Source organism: Bacillus carboniphilus (assembly GCF_039522365.1).
GTDB lineage: Bacteria > Bacillota > Bacilli > Bacillales > JC228 > Bacillus_BF > Bacillus_BF carboniphilus.
Window position 1 is genome coordinate 38,149 of sequence record NZ_BAAADJ010000063.1, and the last position, 17,612, is coordinate 55,760.

Annotated in this window: 16 protein-coding genes and 2 riboswitches; of the genes, 6 read left to right on the top strand and 10 right to left on the bottom strand. The window is 39.6% G+C overall.

All coding sequences use genetic code 11. From position 1 onward, the window contains the following. The first annotated feature begins 97 nt into the window (after window positions 1-97). Window positions 98-490, top strand: coding sequence for a GntR family transcriptional regulator (locus ABDZ91_RS19635; protein ID WP_343802976.1), 393 nt, complete (start codon window positions 98-100; stop codon window positions 488-490). Further along, window positions 483-1,592, top strand: coding sequence for a DUF1648 domain-containing protein (locus ABDZ91_RS19640; RefSeq protein WP_343802979.1), 1,110 nt, complete (start codon window positions 483-485; stop codon window positions 1,590-1,592). Before ABDZ91_RS19635 ends, ABDZ91_RS19640 begins: the two co-directional genes overlap by 8 nt. A gap of 37 nt (window positions 1,593-1,629) precedes the next feature. Here the strand turns inward: ABDZ91_RS19640 and gnd are convergent, their stop codons facing one another. The 3 genes from gnd to ABDZ91_RS19655 form a co-directional block, all read right to left on the bottom strand. Beyond that, a complete protein-coding gene (gene gnd / locus ABDZ91_RS19645) occupies window positions 1,630-2,529 on the bottom strand; it encodes a phosphogluconate dehydrogenase (NAD(+)-dependent, decarboxylating) (RefSeq protein ID WP_343802982.1) in 900 nt (299 codons plus the stop codon). 185 nt (window positions 2,530-2,714) lie between these two features. Then, a complete protein-coding gene (locus tag ABDZ91_RS19650; protein WP_343802985.1) occupies window positions 2,715-3,491 on the bottom strand; it encodes an ATP-grasp domain-containing protein in 777 nt (258 codons plus the stop codon). Between the two features lie 131 nt (window positions 3,492-3,622). After that, window positions 3,623-4,243: a LysE family transporter gene (locus tag ABDZ91_RS19655; RefSeq protein ID WP_343802988.1), complete on the bottom strand. Its 621-nt coding sequence runs from the start codon at window positions 4,241-4,243 to the stop codon at window positions 3,623-3,625. A gap of 257 nt (window positions 4,244-4,500) precedes the next feature. Between ABDZ91_RS19655 and ABDZ91_RS19660 the strand changes: the two genes are divergently transcribed. Continuing rightward, window positions 4,501-5,130, top strand: a complete 630-nt coding sequence (locus ABDZ91_RS19660; RefSeq protein WP_425541878.1) for a spore coat protein — start codon at window positions 4,501-4,503, stop codon at window positions 5,128-5,130. Between the two features lie 50 nt (window positions 5,131-5,180). On the opposite strand, the gene plsY is transcribed toward ABDZ91_RS19660, so the two are convergent. Further along, on the bottom strand, window positions 5,181-5,771 hold the full coding sequence (gene plsY, locus ABDZ91_RS19665) for a glycerol-3-phosphate 1-O-acyltransferase PlsY (RefSeq protein WP_343802990.1): 591 nt from the start codon (window positions 5,769-5,771) through the stop codon (window positions 5,181-5,183). Between the two features lie 177 nt (window positions 5,772-5,948). On the opposite strand from plsY, the gene sspJ reads away from it, so the two are divergent. Beyond that, window positions 5,949-6,074 (top strand): small acid-soluble spore protein SspJ, encoded by a 126-nt coding sequence (gene sspJ, locus ABDZ91_RS19670; RefSeq protein ID WP_343802993.1) that lies wholly within the window; start codon window positions 5,949-5,951, stop codon window positions 6,072-6,074. 71 nt (window positions 6,075-6,145) lie between these two features. On the opposite strand, the gene ABDZ91_RS19675 is transcribed toward sspJ, so the two are convergent. From ABDZ91_RS19675 to ABDZ91_RS19685, 3 genes are all read right to left on the bottom strand, one after another. Next, window positions 6,146-6,268, bottom strand: coding sequence for a hypothetical protein (locus ABDZ91_RS19675; protein ID WP_343802996.1), 123 nt, complete (start codon window positions 6,266-6,268; stop codon window positions 6,146-6,148). Between the two features lie 15 nt (window positions 6,269-6,283). Beyond that, window positions 6,284-7,552 (bottom strand): tetratricopeptide repeat protein, encoded by a 1,269-nt coding sequence (locus ABDZ91_RS19680; RefSeq protein WP_343802999.1) that lies wholly within the window; start codon window positions 7,550-7,552, stop codon window positions 6,284-6,286. Window positions 7,553-7,727: 175 nt separating this feature from the next. Further along, a complete protein-coding gene (locus tag ABDZ91_RS19685; RefSeq protein ID WP_343803002.1) occupies window positions 7,728-9,638 on the bottom strand; it encodes a S8 family serine peptidase in 1,911 nt (636 codons plus the stop codon). A gap of 571 nt (window positions 9,639-10,209) precedes the next feature. Between ABDZ91_RS19685 and ABDZ91_RS19690 the strand changes: the two genes are divergently transcribed. Continuing rightward, window positions 10,210-11,457: a S8 family peptidase gene (locus ABDZ91_RS19690; protein WP_343803005.1), complete on the top strand. Its 1,248-nt coding sequence runs from the start codon at window positions 10,210-10,212 to the stop codon at window positions 11,455-11,457. A gap of 443 nt (window positions 11,458-11,900) precedes the next feature. Here ABDZ91_RS19690 and mtnA read toward each other — a convergent pair whose 3' ends face one another. The 3 genes from mtnA to ABDZ91_RS19705 all read right to left on the bottom strand — a co-directional run bounded on the left by mtnA (window position 11,901) and on the right by ABDZ91_RS19705 (window position 15,589). Beyond that, a complete protein-coding gene (gene mtnA, locus ABDZ91_RS19695; RefSeq protein WP_343803008.1) occupies window positions 11,901-12,950 on the bottom strand; it encodes an S-methyl-5-thioribose-1-phosphate isomerase in 1,050 nt (349 codons plus the stop codon). Between the two features lie 16 nt (window positions 12,951-12,966). Then, window positions 12,967-14,166: an S-methyl-5-thioribose kinase gene (mtnK, locus tag ABDZ91_RS19700; protein ID WP_343803010.1), complete on the bottom strand. Its 1,200-nt coding sequence runs from the start codon at window positions 14,164-14,166 to the stop codon at window positions 12,967-12,969. A 108-nt stretch (window positions 14,167-14,274) separates the two neighbouring features. After that, a riboswitch (SAM riboswitch) is annotated at window positions 14,275-14,435 on the bottom strand. Window positions 14,436-14,812: 377 nt separating this feature from the next. Beyond that, window positions 14,813-15,589: a carbon-nitrogen family hydrolase gene (locus ABDZ91_RS19705; RefSeq protein WP_343803012.1), complete on the bottom strand. Its 777-nt coding sequence runs from the start codon at window positions 15,587-15,589 to the stop codon at window positions 14,813-14,815. A 153-nt stretch (window positions 15,590-15,742) separates the two neighbouring features. On the opposite strand from ABDZ91_RS19705, the gene ABDZ91_RS19710 reads away from it, so the two are divergent. Beyond that, the gene (locus tag ABDZ91_RS19710; RefSeq protein WP_343803015.1) at window positions 15,743-16,915 is read left to right on the top strand and encodes a pyridoxal phosphate-dependent aminotransferase; all 1,173 of its coding nucleotides are present in this window, start codon (window positions 15,743-15,745) and stop codon (window positions 16,913-16,915) included. 485 nt (window positions 16,916-17,400) lie between these two features. Beyond that, window positions 17,401-17,550: riboswitch (SAM riboswitch) on the top strand. Window positions 17,551-17,612 lie beyond the last annotated feature (62 nt).

The window sequence follows — 17,612 nt, forward strand, 5'->3', positions numbered from 1 at the left end:
TATATCCATAATGGAAATTTATTGCTTTATATTTTTGAAACCTTCATCTGTTCTACTACGTATATAACAATATATAAAACAATGAGGACTGATTCACATGTTGTTGTACATTGATTTTGGTTCCGAAATACCTATTTATGAGCAGATCGTTACAGGGGTGATTAAGGGAGTTGGAGACGGTACTTTAAGTTCAGGTGAACTATTGCCTTCCATGCGAGAATTAGCTTCTGATTTAAATATCAATATGCATACCGTTCGGAAAGCCTATTTACAGCTTCAAGATATGGGCTTTATTGAAATCTTGAAGAAAAAAGGTGCTTTAGTTAGAGAGAAACCGACTGGTGATTCTAACGATTTTTATAGGCGAATAGAGCAGAAACTATTGCCTATTCTATTTGAAGCAAAGAGTCGGGGTATAACAAATTCTGAAATGCTGACATTAATAAATCAGCTAATGGAAGAAAAGATTGGAGGAAATAAAAATGACTGAGTTCCTACATGTTACCCTTAGCTTGATTCCCGCTTTTGTAATTATTTATTTTTTACCGGAATTATCACAGCATGACACGGCATTTGGTGTAAAGGTACCAAAAACCTACCAAAATGATTCCATTATTAAAAAAGAGAAAACCGTTTATCGTAAATGGAATCTTATTTGGGCTATCGGATTAAGCGGCTTACTCTGGTTTCCTTTCCAACTTGAAAATGAAGCACTAATGGGGTTAATTTTAGTTTTATTAATTTTCTTATATCTCGGGCTCAGCACATGGACTTTTTATCAATCCTACAAAAGGATTAAAGTTTGGAAGGCGAACTCAGATTGGAAGGAGCAGAAGAGTGAAGTTGTTGTTGTAGATACCACTTCTAGAAAAGATTTTCCAAAGAGTTCAATGCTTTGGTTTATCCTTCATGGATTTGTTACGTTTATCACCATTATTATTTCTATATCCCTATACAAGGAGTTACCTAATCAGATTCCCATTCACTTTAATGCACAGGGGGAAGCCGATAACTATGTGAGCAAGACCTGGTTGAGTGTCTTATCTTTACCTTTCATTCAGGTACTTTTCATTATTCTTTTTGCTTGGCTTCACAGAGTGATCTATAAAGCAAAATTAAAAATGAACCCGGAACAACCAGAGCTATCCAAGCTTCAGGGACAAATCTTTCGAAAAAAATGGGGAACGTTCTTTATCTTTTCATCCCTCGGATTAACCATTCTTTTTTTATTCATACAACTATCCATCCTAAATATTTGGGATTCAAGTTGGATTTTTCCTAGCTCAATGATTTACACTTTCCTAGTCCTAGCATGGGTTATGATTCTCTCCTTCAAATACGGGCAAAGCGGAAGTCGGTATATGAAAGAAGAGATGGATGCACATAGTAAAGTCATCCATAGAGACGACGATCAATTTTGGATTATGGGCCAATTTTATTTTAATAAGGAAGACCCCTCCCTTATTGTTGAAAAAAGAGTTGGAGTTGGTTGGACCGTCAACTTAGGAAGACCAATGGGGTGGGTGCTATTAGTAGGTCCGTTGGTAGTTTTGTTTGGGATTATTATATTTGATTTACTTGGAGTTATTTAAAAAGAGGCCACCAATAGGTAGCCTCTTTTATTTAATACTATTCGCTTTTTACAACAGCATGCCCACCGAACTCATTACGAAGAGCCGCAACAACTTTACCGTGGAACGTATCATTTTCAAGAGAACGATAACGCATAAACTGTGAAAGGGCAATAACTGGAGCTGACGCTTGTAAATCAAGTGCAGTTTCAACCGTCCATTTACCCTCACCAGATGATTGCATAACACCACGGATTCCTTCAAGCTTAGGATCCTTTTTAAATGCATTCTCCATCAACTCAATTAACCAAGAGCGAATAACAGAACCATTATTCCATACTCTCGATACTTGCTCATAGTCATAGTCGAATTGACTTTTATCTAGGATTTCATAGCCTTCAGCAATTGCTTGCATCATACCATACTCAATACCGTTATGTACCATCTTTAAGAAGTGACCACTTCCTGGATTTCCAGTGTAAAGGTAGCCGTTTTCTATAGAAATGTCGCGGAACAGACCTTCTACATGTTTCCAAGCCTCTGGGTCAGCACCAATCATCGTACAAACACCATGTCTAGCACCTTCCATACCGCCACTTGTACCACAATCCACAAAGTAGATTCCTTTTTGTTTTAACATTTCCCCGCGACGTAACGTATCTTTATAGTTAGAGTTCCCACCATCAATCATGATGTCACCTTCTGTCATATACCCAGCTACTTCTTCGACGACTTGCTCTGTAATATCCCCAGCTGGTACCATAAGCCATACGACTTTTGGTGATGGAAGCGCATCAACTAGTTCTTTATTAGAAGCGTATGTTGTAACTCCTTCTTGTCCGATTTTAGCAACTGCTTCTGCATTAACGTCTGTCGCAATTACGTTGTGTCCGTGATCCTTCATATTTAAAGCTAAATTATAGCCCATTTTTCCAAGACCGATTAAACCAATATTCAATGGAAAATCCTCCTTATGTACTCATTCACTTTTTAGAATCTCCTATATTGTAACGATTCAAACGCATTTCCGCAATTGATTCACCGAGGAAGATAAAAAATGCGCATGCGCCTCGAATAGGCGACTTTATAATTTCGTTAATAATAAAAAAATGGGTCTGGAGAATGTCCAGAACCACTTTTTCATTATGCTGGTAATATAATGGGCCTTTCCCCAAGTAAATACTCAAGAATGGCATCTGTATATTGGCGGTCACGGATACCTTGGTTTCCAAACATCACATTGATTTCAAAGAAATACAGCTTTTCTCCGACTTGCGCAATATCGAAGCCAGCATGATCAATGTTTAGTGTAGTCGCGGCTTTTTCAACTAACTGAATGGCCTCCATTGGGATATTTTCATAGGAAATAATTCCACCCTGAGACACGTTTGTTAGGAAGTCATGGCCTTGGTTGACGCGCCAGTATGCTTCAATCACTTTATTACCAACCCAAACAATGCGTAAATCTTTCATAATTGGAAGGTACTCTTGTACATACCACACATCATTGTTTACGGCATATTGTAAAAAGTCTTGTTTATCATGAATCAAATGAACACCTTGCCCCATACTATTTCTAATTTCTTTTGCAATAAAGGGTACAGGCATTTCATCAAAAATATCGCGATCAATATCTGCTGCAGAACCTTTTATAAGCGTGTAAGGGACATGTTCGGGAAAAATTCCTTGGAATACCCTCGTTTGCTCTACTTTAGTATGACCAATTTGGTACGTTTCAATTGAAGGAAAAATCCTTTTCTTCAACCCATACACTAAAGTGTTTACTTGCCAATACTCTGGAAACAACACAACATCTGCTTCAAGGACTGTGTCCAGTTCCCGATACATATTCTCGGGTTTGATGTAAGTCACATCCTGGATCCCAATCGTCCGATAAGGATTAAACGTGACGAATTTCATCTATTCCTTCCCTCATCTTTCACTATGTCTATTAAAATATGAAATTCAAACTTAAAAAGGCACAACAAAAGTATTTTACTCTGAAATAGGAAAAAAGAGTATAGGATAATGAAGGAAAATTTTTCGACATCTCACCAGTGTAACGTAATCTCAGCTATTCGCCTGATATAAACAGAACAGAACCATAAAAGCATGAGTCCAACTATAAGAGTAAGCCCTTTTTTAAGAGAGAAGTTTACCCTTGTTCCCAAAAAGTGAAAAACAAAAGCCAGATTCGTGTACCAGAGGAAAGCACCTATCATCATGCATATGAGTATAATCCAGACCATCACAGGAGAAAATTCAACCCTCAATGTGTTTAATGTTGACCCAAAGTGATGATACCAATTGGCAAAGAGAAAAGGATTAAAAAAGGCAATGGCTAAACCAGCTAGAATCGGTGAATTTCGCCTTGGGGTGTCCACTGAAAAAGCTTGTAACAAGTGTGAAAATCCAAAATAAAAAAGAACAAAAGCACCGAATGCATAACCAACCAACTCTACCTTTAGTTGTAAAAACCAACCTGAATAGCCGAAATAAATGACCCAAATATAAAAAATTTGAACTGATAATGCTCCTAGACCCAATAACCAGGCTTGTTTAAAGCCTTGATGTAATCCTCGATGAAATAATTCAATATTAAGAGGGCCGACTGGCGCCACTAGCCCCAACCCAATTGCGATATATTGTATACATACCATGATGAAATCCATACTTCTTTTGCCCCCCATCTTGTCCTACTTCATTTTATGCAAGGGAGCGTCTTGCTCATGCTGGATTTTATGGAGTAATGGATGAAAGCATAAATCAACCAACCACTATCCTCCACACACATGATATTTTTTCCTCCATACCCTTTTTCTTTTCGAATGTTTACTTACAGATTTCAAATACTACATGATGGATAAGCCATTTATCCAAATGCTTATAGGGGGTAGTACGCGTGCAGCAACAAACAAACATGACAAATATGCAGCAAAAACAGACTACAGGGAATCTACGTACATCCGACCAGGTGGGTCCACAGCAAAATCATGGTGGGCATGAGTTATTTGACGCACATGAAGTAATTTCTTGTTTGACAGGTACAATTGATCAATACGTGATGTATCGTCAATATGTAAAAGACCAGGAACTACTTAATATTATGGATCGACAACAATCATTTATCACCAACCAATACAATCGTGTTGTTGAGACATTGAGTACTGGTCAGAAACCGTCAATCCAAGCAACCACTTATAACATGAACCAAACACATGATGTTACGTATGGTTTAAAACCATCACAACCAAAAAAACCAGCACAAACGGTATCAGATATTACGGAGGAATGTGTTTCTAGCCTATTGGCATCTGCCGTAAAATCAGTTTGTACTGGAACAACCATGGCTGCATTAGAGACAACAAACCCAGTGTTAAGACGTGTGTTTGCTGACAGTATCCCGAATTTTATTGAGTTGGGATACGAATTATTCTTATATCAGAATAAACACCATTACTATCAAGTACCCCAGTTAAGCATGCAAGACCAGACACAAATGATGCAAAGCTATGCACCTATTCAAACTGCTCAAATGAATCAAAACATGATGCAGTAGCCCCGTATATTGCAAAAAAGAGGCCAGTCGTAGTGACGGCCTCTTTTCCTTTAAACCACTTTTTTTCCTTCATAAATAGTTGGTTCTTTTTTATGATATAAATTCATGATATTAGTGCGGTGTAAATAAATCATACCAAGCGTTAATAAACTAAACACAATTAAATTGAACTGATGCTGATCAATAAATGCATATACCACCATCGATAACGGGGCAGTCAACGATCCAAACACAACATACTTTGTAATCCAAATCATACCGAAAAATACGACGAGTCCAACAATTAACATAATTGGATTATAAGCTAATAAAACACCCGCTGACGTTGCGACTGCTTTTCCTCCTCTAAACCCTGCAAAGATTGGAAAACAGTGCCCTAACACCGCAACCATTCCTACAAGTAAAGGTGAAGCATCCAATCCATAAAACAAGACCGCTAAAACAGGTAAAAACCCTTTTAAACAATCGCCGAGAAATACCCCTACTCCTGCCTTTGGACCTAAAGTAGCAAATGCATTGGTAGCTCCTAAGTTCCCACTACCGTGTTCTCGAATATCAGTCTTGTAGAAATACTTTCCGATAATAAGTGCAAATGGTATGGATCCACTGAGATAGCTGATAACATAAATCCACCAATCCACCTATATCCCCCCTGTTCATGTAACCGTAAAATTGGTTAATGCTTACAAATCCCCTTTCTTTATTATACAAAATAGACAAGATTATGGAACCGGGAAATCATAACAATACGCAAATGTATAACTACAGCCATAGTAGATAATATTATCTTTGAACATTTCTTACGTGAGGTGATAATGATGGCAGATTTCCAAAAAAATCAAGGCAAAAACCAAGAGCGCATGAAAGAAAGTGCACTTAAAGAAGCTGAACAAGCACTACAAGGTGACCCTTTAAAAGAGGCTGTTGAAAAGAAGAAAAAATAAATAAAAAAAATTTAAAAAAGTCTCATTAGGCTGTAACCTAATGAGACCTTTTTCGTCTAAGTATTTAGAGATTAAAATTTGACAGTAGGACCGCTAGTTGGATCTGGATGATCCGCCTGGTCAGCAAAAGCTTGACCTCCAGCAACAGAAACTAGAGCAAACACTAGAGCTAAAGCAGCAAACCATTTTTTCATAATGAATCCTCTCCTTTAAATTAATTTGTATATATTTCTTAGGGCATCATTAGACACCCTGAAATAATGAGATGATAACTTATAACGGTATGAGTTCTCATAATAGGTGGCTAAGATTTCAGCATAAGTTGCCAAGTATTCAAACATGTTATGTTCGGAGAAATAAGGAATAACTTTTTCTTTTAAGAAACACTCAAACTCTTCTGACTGAGGGTCCGATAGCAAATATTGATAGGTCTTAAAATGGTATTCATACTCTACAAGGTCCTCTTCCATTTCTGCTAAGATATAAAGGGCCTGTTTCACCCATCCTTTTGCTAATTCATAATTTTTCGTTTTATAGTACTCCATGACCAACGAAAAGATTGAATGCAGTTTTCGGGTGTAATCCTTCTGTTCCCTATATTCAATACTTTTTAGATAATGTTCAATGGCTTGTTCTGATTTTTCCTGAAGAGAAAACAGGTAGCCTAAGTTATGATGGACCATTCCTCTCAGGTTGGAATCATTTAAGGTTTCAGCAATTTTACTAGTTAACAGTAGACTTTCTTCTGCTTTTTTCCATTCTCCACTCCGTTGAAAAGAAATCCCAAGTAATAGCTGACATTCAGCACTGCGCTTGAAGTTATAAACTGCCTGATAGATAGCCAGAGCTTGGTTCGTGTAGCGAAGACAAATACTTACTTTCCATAGACGGCTGCTTGTGAGTGCAATGGAATAATAGAGATCAGCTTCTTCCCACTTTTCAAAGACGTTACTAGCCAAAAAACCCTCCGCTTTCTTGTACTTATCATAAGCTGATGAATACTGGCTGCGAAGGTAGGCATGTAAACCTTGGAACTTAAAAAAGTAGTAAAGAAGTTCATCTGTAAGTAATGTTGAGATTTCTTCAATTCGCTTTATCTGCTTTTGAGCTGAACCTAGGTCACGATTCAGTAGATGATATCGAAGTTCAAACAGAAGAAAATGAATCATACTTGTTGAATCATTTCGTTGATCAACTGCTTCTTTTAACCTCGCATACTCACTAACCGCCTTATCTTTTTCCTGATTGACAATGGATTTATACCAGTCTTTTAAATCATCTAGGAGATTAGGCTCTGTTTCATCTACCAATAAAATATTTAATCGGTTACATAGCAGTTCAATAACCTCTTCACTTGGTAAGCTCTGGTTGTTCTCAATTTTAGATAAATAGGAAACTGAGATAATACCATTTGCCAACTCTTCTTGGGTCATATTTTGCTGATGTCGATAAAAACGAATTCTCTCACCAATTTTCATTCCATCAACCTCTATTACATAGTGTACCTATCATTATACTCTAATTATTCCTATTAGTCTGAAAAATCTGATAGTAATATTTTATCATTTTGGTATTTTCATATAGGACAATAATCATGGTTTTGTTAAAAACAATACATTTTGCTAGGTCGATGGAATGAAAAGGTGTGCTATTTTAGTTTAATACAGCTATAGAGAAGTCCTGAGAACCAGATGGTACGTTGTACGCCTGGATTTCAATTGTATAGGTACCACTTTCAGAAGTATTGATAAAGACATTCTCTACGTTATTAACGCCATCCCAATTGTTGTTATACGGATAAGAGAAGTCATTCCCAATATACGTTTGACCACTTGGAGAAGTTACCACTAAATCTAAGTCATTAACAAGGGAATAAGACGCTGATGGGTTCCCTGGATAATCTGTCCAAACTAGAGAGATTCTTAAAGGATCACTACCATCAGCTGTAAAGGAGTAGCGAACCGTTTGTCCAGTAGAAAGTGCTTGACTCTCATTGACATAACCTACGTTCAGTGACTTATCTAATGCAACTCTACCCCATCCTTGATCATTAAAGCTTGCACCAACATTTGTTGCACCTGCAATTAAAGAAGCCTTTAATAGGGAAGGTTTTGGCGTTACACTTCTATTTTCCATGTAATGTTCTCTTAAAAGAGCAACCGAACCTGCTACGATCGGAGTGGCCATTGATGTTCCACCCATGTAAGCATACTTGCTATTGTAAGTTGCCCAGAAAGAAGAATCAGATGCTAGTGATGAACGAGCGGAAAGAATAAATGTACCTGGTGCAGATACATCTGGTTTTACACGTCCATCAGAAGTAGGACCTCTTGAAGAGAAGCTCGCTACCTGGTTAGGATTATCAGCATAGGATCCAAAGCTCGGACGATAATTCTCAGTAGCCCCTACTGTAATCGCGTTTTTCGCAGTACCCGGTGAGCCAATTGTTCGGCTGTTTGGACCATCATTCCCAGCTGCAAAAAGTACAGTCATATCGTTATTCCACACGTATTGGTCAACTTGTTGAGATGATGTTGTGTAAGCTCCATTTACAGAAGCACCCCAAGAGTTCGTGTGGATTCTTGCTCCAGCATTATAAGCTTGAGAAAATAGACTATTCAAGTTAGATGGAAGTCCTCCTAATCCACCTGAACTATCCATAACAGATTGGAACACTAAGCTAGCGCCTGGTGCCATTCCTTTTTCCATCGATCCATTTCCAAGTACCGATCCAGCAACATGTGTCCCATGACCATGTGGATCACTTGAATTACCTGTACGTCCCCAAGCATATAGCCCCGTAATTTTCCCTCTAAAAGCTTCGTGCATAGAGCTATCGTTTCTCCCCGTATCAAGACCTGTATCAGCAACCGCAACCGTCTGACCAGATCCAGTTAAACCGTAATTGGCTTGGGAAGTGTTCACTCCGATAATCTTTGCACCCTCTGAGTTCATTAGCTTAAACTCAGGTGCTTGTGTAATAAAGGCTACATCATTTTGGTAGCTATATTGAATAAGGTCCTCTAAACCTTTAGCCTGAACTTCTTTCACATTCCCCTTTACATCATGAATCGTAGCTTTTACTAATTCAGATGCTCCTTTTTCAAATAGAGCCGGGTCCATTTTGTATAATGGAAGGTATGCTTTAACAGAGGAAACATCCTCTAGGGCCTCCACTTTACTAACATCTACACCCTTTGAATCTACGATAAATGCAAAGTCAGGAATATAATCTCCTACTTCAACACCTAACTTAGTCAAAGCAGCTTTGTTATCCTCTGTGATCGGTCCATCAAACTGGACGACATACAGCGTATTCCCTTCTGGTACTACCTCAAGTTTTTTTTGTAAGCCTTTTGGAATCTTCACATCCGTTGTATCTACTAAAAACTGTGCCTTTCCAAAAGACCCCTTTTTCCCAACATCCATTTGAACCTTCCCTGTCTCTAAAAAGGTTAGCTCTCCGTTGGATGCTGTTGTGTGATTACCTGGTGTGACGGCTAAAGATGCAACGAGAGCTGCTGTAGAAATGGCCGCAAGAAATTTGTACCTTCTCTTCTTCAAACTAAAAACCCCTTCCTGAATGGTTTTACCGATTCAAGATGCCTGAAACATCTCAACATCCACTGTATCAAGCATTCAGGATTCTTTGTATTGTTAAAATTCATAATTTTTCCGCAGTCTAATCCCCAGTTTTTCTATCCAATTTTCCCAATATCAAAATGGGAGGAAATTTAATAAACTAATAGAATTGCTAGTTCGTTTTGGGGTGGCGTGTTTCGATTCGTTGCGTTCCCTCTTAGTGCAGATTTGACTTGGGAAGGGCACGTTTAGCCTTGATCCCCTCAAAGAAAATACCTTAATCCCTTCTATTCCTATCCTAAAAATTGCCATTCCCTCCTTTTTCCATTGCCCAATCCAATCATAGAAAGCTCTTTTAGCTCTCCACTTTTTCCATGCATTTTCCCAATACAATAAGTTCTCCCTCCGTGTTACGATATGATTGAATTTTCAAACAAAGGAGGTGACATCAATCGTTTTACGAGTTCCTTCCGTTCGCAGCCTTAGAGTACATACCTCTCTTGCACGGTTGTAGTTCGTATTCAAACTAAAAAATTTAAGGAGTGGTTCATTCATGAAAAAGTTAAATCTAGTATTTCTTTCTATCATTCTTCTTATCTCTTGCTTCACATCAAGCGCTTTAGCTGTGTCTCCAGAATTAAATACTTCAGAGGATCTAAGAGTACTTATCCAGCCAAAAGATAGTAAGGACAAAGCAAGCTTAAAAGCTAAATACGGTGTTCGTTGGGATTTTAATGAAAAAGGATTTACAACCAATGTGAACCCGAAGCAATACGAGGCTCTAAAGAAAAATAAAAATCTAGAAATCTCTTTAGTTGATAAAATTTATTTAGAAAATGTAAAGGCAGAAGCAACTCGCTCCACAACTCCATCTGATCAAACACCATGGGGAATGGAAGCCATTTATAATGACTCAAACCTTCAAGCTACAAGTGGTGGAGACAACATCCGTGTAGCTGTGCTAGATACGGGAACTTACACAGATCACGTGGATCTTGTTAATAATGTGGAACAATGTAAAGATTTCAGTCAAAATCGTTCTCCAATTCTCAATGGAAAATGTGATGATAAGAATGGGCACGGTACCCATGTGGCTGGAACAGTATTAGCTGATGGTGGCTCGGATGGTCAAGGTGTATATGGGGTTGCTCCTGATGCTAAACTTTGGGCCTACAAAGTTTTAGGAAATAGTGGATTTGGATACTCCGATGATATTGCAAATGCGATTAAGCATGCTGCAGATGAAGGAAATCGTCTAGGTGTCAATGTGGTTATCTCCATGTCACTAGGATCAAGTTCAAAAGATAGTTTAATTGCTAGTGCTGTAACGTATGCAGTAGACAACGGAGCTCTAGTTGTGGCGGCTGCAGGAAACGACGGTCCTAACCCTGGAACAATCGGTTATCCGGGTGGACTTTCTGATGCTATTGCTGTAGCAGCATTAGAGAATGTGCAAGCAAACGGAAACTACCGTGTAGCAGATTTCTCTTCTAGAGGGGTTTCTGGTGGAGCTGGAGACTATTCTATCAGTGAAGGTGATGTTGAATTATCAGCACCTGGTAGAGCGATCGAATCTACTTGGAAAGATGGAAGCTACAATACTATTAGTGGAACTTCCATGGCGACTCCACACATCTCTGGTCTAGCTGCAAAAATCTGGGCAGAAAACCCAAGCATGTCTAACACTCAATTAAGAGCTGAGCTACAAGCTCGTGCAAAAGCCAATGATGTAAACGGTGGGCTTCATGCTGCATCTGGTGATGACATCGCTTCAGGTTTCGGTTTCCCACTCGTTCAATAATGAATAAGCAAACGGCAGCCCCAAAGTGGAGCTGCCGTTTTTTTTGTAAGATTTATAGTGTGCTGGATTAGTTATCCGAAGTTAGGTACACGTTATCCGAACTTAGACACCAGTTATCCGGAGTTAGACACTCTTTATCCGAACTCAGATACTAGTTATCCGAAGTTAGACACTCTTTATCCGAACTCAGATACTAGTTATCCGAAGTTAGACACTCTTTATCCGAACTCAGATACCAGTTATCCGAAGTTAGACACTCTTTATCCGAACTCAGATACCAGTTATCCGAAGTTAGACACTCGTTATCAGAACTCAGATACCCGTTATCCGAACTTAGACACCACAATTCAGAACTCAGGCACCTCTTTTCAGAACTCAAGCCCCTTTTTCAGAACTCAAGCACCTCTTTTCAGAACTCAGAGGATGAATCCGCACTCTACCCCCTACTCCGAAAACAACATCTGAATCCCTTCCGCAAATGGTGCCTGAACAACACCTTTTTCAGTAATAATGGCCGTTATATATTCATTTGGCGTCACGTCAAACGCTGGGTTAAACACCTGCACATTCTCTGGGGCTGTCTTCACGCCTTGGATCTCAGTCACCTCTTCAGGCGCACGTTCCTCTATCGGAATCTCCTCTCCACTTTCAATCGTCACATCAAAAGTAGAAAGCGGCGCAGCCACATAAAACGGAATATTGAATTCTTTAGCTAAAACCGCCAAACCAAACGTACCAATTTTATTGGCTGTGTCCCCATTGGCTACAATGCGGTCAGCCCCAACAATAACCGCTTTAATATCCTTCGTCTTCATTGTATGGGCAGCCATATTGTCTGTGATGAGAGTAACGTCCACACCTGATTGCATCAGCTCCCAAGCAGTTAAACGGGACCCCTGCAAAACAGGACGTGTTTCACATGCGTATACTTTAAAATCGATTCCCTTCTCTTTTCCGATATGAAAAGGAGCTAACGCTGTTCCATAACGTGCTGTCGCAATGGAACCAGCATTACAAATGGTCATCACCGCTTCTCCATTTTTCAATAGGGAAAGAGCATGCTCCCCAATTTGTCTGCAGATAGCCTCATCTTCTGCCTGGATTCGAATGGCTTCATGAATCAGTTCCGTTTTGGCTTCATTAACGGTTTGCGCGCATTCTACAGATTGCACCATTCGGTCTAAAGCCCAGAATAAATTGACAGCTGTTGGTCGTGATTCTGCTAGATAATCTCGATCCTTCTTCAGTTGTGCTCTCCACTCTGCTAGTTCAGAGGTTTCATAGCCCTGAGCCGCTAAAGCTAAACCAAATGCAGCTGTAATCCCTATGGCAGGAGCTCCTCTAACCTTTAATGTCACAATACTATCGTAAACATCTTGAATAGTTGTAAGCTCTATATATTCGGTACTTTCCGGTAATGCCTGCTGATTCAACAGCCGAATGTGATCATCCTTCCATTCAACTGAAACCGGTATTGCTGTTTGAATTGTCATGCTGTATCAAACTCCTTTATGCTTGACTAAACCAGGCGATTTCCTGCTTGAACGCTTGAATTGAAGAAATTTTTTCTCTGTTTAAAATAAGAGAGCGGCCTAGTCTAATCGTGTTTTTCTTCGCTGTTAATCGGCTCTTTTCATCCTCGATTCCATCTAGGTCCTTAACATGAGATAGACCAATGGTTCTTCTAATCAACTCACAGCCTGCATAGCCTACTGAGTCTTTCCAAATTTTTTCGAGTACATAGTCTAAATAGCCTTCTGTTTTTGTGAAAACATCCTGACCGTCTTGCTCCCAGCAACGAGAGAATTCTTCTCTAAATACGGCCCATACAGTTTCAATATGGTTGATAATAGGAGCTCTATTTTCATCTGGTCTCGTAATCACCTGAAATAGTAAGTTTGCAAATACTTGCCCCACATCAAATCCAATGGGTCCATAGAAGGCAAACTCAGGATCAATCACTTTTGTTTCCGTTTCACTCGCAAAAATACTGCCGGTATGTAAATCACCGTGAATCAACGCTTCCCCTTCTGTGAGGAATGTCTTCTTTAATTTCGCAACTTCAAGTTTTAATAAAAAGTCTCCCCACAATTTGTGAACTTCTTCTTGTAACCCATCTTCAAAATCATTCGTATCGTGGTTAAAGAATGGGTCGGTGAGTACTAAATCCTCTGTAATTTTACATAGGTCTGGATTCACAAATTTTTTGGCCAATTCCTTTTTCTCACCTGGGTCTAATGCATAATCTGATGTATAAAATAAGGTTCTCGCAAGGTATTGTCCTACATGCTCAGAAAGTAAAGGATAGTTTTCACCTTGAATCAATCCTGTTCTCGCAATCGTTAGATGTGATAAATCCTCCATTACCGTAACCGCAAGCGTATCATCCGTGTAATACACCTCAGGAACAAGTCCAGGTGCATATTTTCCATGAAGCTTTAATGCATTCGCTTCAATGACTGCACGGTTCAAAGACAATGGCCAGCTTTCTCCCACTACTTTCGCATAAGGAAGGGCCTGCTTGATAATGACCCCCTTCTCTTTTCCCTTCTCCACAATATGAAAAACTAGGTTTAAATTCCCATCTCCGATTTCACGACTCTCCAGAACAGTGTCATTTTTAAATAAATTTAATTGATAAGCAAGCTCGATTGCTGCTGATTCTGTTAATGGTTGATAAGTCTGTTCAACTTGAGCTGGTATCGCCATACCGAACTCCTCCTTTTTCACTAGAAAATATAGTCGTTAAGGAGCTTTTACTGAAAAAATAAAAGCCCCTTTCTCACAAGAAAGAGGCTTGAAAATTAGATTTCGCACCTCTTATCTACCAGAAAGCATACACTTTCTGTTGGAATTAGCACCGTGCCTTGTTGGTTTATGTACCAGGCGCAAAATAGTCGCGCCCCGTTTCACAACGGTATTACGGTCGGTTGCTGGGCTTCATCGGGCCAAATCCCTCAGCCTACTCTTGATAAGAGAAGATATTAAACTTTTAGATTTTTTAAATCACTTGATGAGAATCATACCAAGTGATGAATTTTGTTGTCAATCATTTTTTTTAGGATAATGGTTAGATAGTTCTGTTCTAGATTTTACTGTTACTGGAAGATACGGAACGGATACTTTTGTTTCTGTTCCAAATTTTACTTTTACTGGAAGATATGGAACGGATTCTATTGCTTCTGTTCCAAATTTTACTTTTACTGGAAGATATGGAACGGATTCTTTTGCTTCTGTGCCAATTCTTACTTTTACTGGAAGAAACGGCTCAGATCTTCTGTTTCTGTTCCAAATCTTACTTTTATTGGAAAAAACAGCACAGATTCACAGGTACAATCTCCTCCAAAAACTGCACTTAGTACAAATCCGGTCTACGATCATCAAAGATCGGGATTCGCTTACGGATATCGTTGATTGTTGAAAAATCTACATCCGCTGAAACAATTCCTTCTTCTGTTCCACCTTCAGCCAAAATTTCGCCCCATGGATTGATAATAAGCGAGTGACCACCAAATGTATTGGCCGGATCCTCGCCTACCCGGTTACATGCGATGACGAATGCTTGGTTCTCGATGGCACGCGTAACTAATAGATTTTTCCAGTGCTCAATGCGAGGTAATGGCCACTCTGCCACAACGTACAATACTTGTGCACCTTCCACCACGTGCTTTCGGAGCCATTCAGGAAAACGGATATCATAACAGATGAAGCCAGCACTTGGTAAGCCCTCTAGCTCAAAATGACCGTCCTCCACTCCAGCCTTCAAGTGAAGGTGCTCATCCATCAGTTTGAAAAGATGAAGCTTACTATATGACTTTATGTGTTCACCTTGATTATTTATGACAAGGAGTGTATTCTCCACACCGCCCTCAGTTTCATTGGCAACAGACCCTGCAACTAAGTGGACCTTCCATTTTGCCGCTAATTTTTTCAAAAAGTCTATTGAAGTTTTGGCCTCTTTATCTGCAATTTCATCTAATCTGGTCAAGTCATAACCAGTGGTCCATAGCTCTGGTAAAACAAGGAGGTCGTGGCCACTTTCTGCTCCCTTTCGAACCCATTTCTCGACTTCTGAGAAATTTTCTTCAGGGTTTCCAAAAGCAATATCCATTTGAATACAACCAATTTTCATGAGATTTTATCCTCCTTTTTTGAATCTGACTCTTTACAGTTTGCATTTTAAGTTATACCATTTGTAACTAGAATTTGAAAAGGAATAATTTTGGGAAAATTGTAACTTACATGAACCCTTTTATCTTTTAAAAACTAAAAAGAGGTGTCTTTATTGGTACATTACCCTTCTTCGGATTTATTAAAAGAATTACCCAAGCAGTTCTTTGCTTCACTCGTTCAAAAAGTAGGGAAGCTAACTGCTGAAGGACACGATATTATCAATTTAGGACAAGGAAACCCGGACCTTCCGACTCCACCCCATATCGTAAAGGCCCTTCAAGAAGCTGCTGTGAACCCTTTACATCATAAGTATTCTCCATTTCGTGGGCACATGTTTTTAAAAGAGGCAGTTGCCACTTTCTATGAACGTGAATACGGGGTCAAACTAGATCCAGCGACAGAAGTAGCTGTTTTGTTTGGTGGAAAAGCTGGGCTTGTGGTGCTACCTTCTTGCTTGTGCAATCCAGGTGATACCGTTCTCGTACCTGATCCTGGATATCCGGATTATTGGTCAGGCATCACGTTGTCTCGGACAGAAATGCATACCATGCCTCTTCTTGAAGAAAATCAGTTTCTACCTGTTTATGAAGATATCCCGTCTACTGTTAGTGAGAAGGCAAAACTCATGTTTTTGAACTATCCTAACAATCCGACTGGTGCAGTGGCTACACCCGAGTTCTTTGAAAAAACAGTGAGTTGGGCTGGAGAAAATGAAGTTTGCGTTGTCCATGATTTTGCGTATGGCGCTATCGGTTTCGATGGTGTAAAACCACCTAGCTTTTTACAAACAGAAGGCGCAAAAGATATTGGTGTTGAGATTTATACTTTGTCTAAAACGTTTAATATGGCTGGCTGGCGCGTTGGCTTTGCGGTTGGGAATAAGAGTGTGATTGAAGCATTGGAGCTCTATCAGGATCACATGTATGTCAGCTTATTCGGAGCTGTTCAAGAGGCTGCAGCTACTGCTTTGCTTGAGTCCCAGGACTGTGTCCATGAGCTCCGTGCAACCTATGAATCTAGAAGAAACGTTTTTATTTCTTCTCTCCATGACATTGGTTGGGAGGTTCAATCTCCGCCAGGGTCCTTCTTTGCTTGGTTGAAGGTTCCTGAAGGACTAACGTCACAAGAGTTCTCAGATATCTTGATGGAAAAAGCGCATGTTGTGGTTGCACCGGGTGTTGGATTCGGTACACATGGTGAAGGATATGTTCGCGCTGGTTTATTGACCTCTGAAGAAAGATTGAGGGAAGCTGCGGAACGGATTAAGCGGACGTCTTTGTTTTAAGGTAGATCGGACTCTCGTTCCGTTATTTGTGTAAAAAAGCTGGTTTTCGGTGGATAGCCGGACTCTGGTTCCGTTATTCTCTCTTTTTGGCTCCTTTTTTGGCTGGATTTTATTAAATAACGGATCCTCTGTCCGCAAAAAGCTTAAAATAGGTTGTTTTTGGCCAAATAACGGATCGTGTGTCCGCCAATTTTTTTATACGGACTCTGGTTCCGTTATTTGTATAAAAATGCCGGTTTTCGGGGAGGAGCCGGACTCTGGTTCCGTTATTCGTCCATTTTGGCGCCTTTTTTGGCTGGATTTTATTAAATAACGGATCCTCTGTCCGCGAACCACTTAAAATAGGCTGTTTTTGGCCAAATAACGGATCGTGTGTCCGCCCAAAATCACCAACAGAAAAAATGTATTGACTTTTTATTTTTTTCTTGCGATAATCCAAATTGTTTAAATCGAAACTTTCAAAACTTTATATAAACCTTTTAGGTTTCTTATCAAGAGCAGGTGGAGGGGCAAGCCCGATGAAACCCGGCAACCGACCGTAATACCGTTGTGAGACGGGGCGCAAATTTTGCGCCTGGATTCAAATCCAGTAAGGCACGGTGCTAATTCTTGCAGCAATAGCTGACCGATAAGAAGTCGTTAGTCTACTAACCTCTTCTTTTCGAAGAGGTTTTTTTATTTTTACTTGCGCAATACA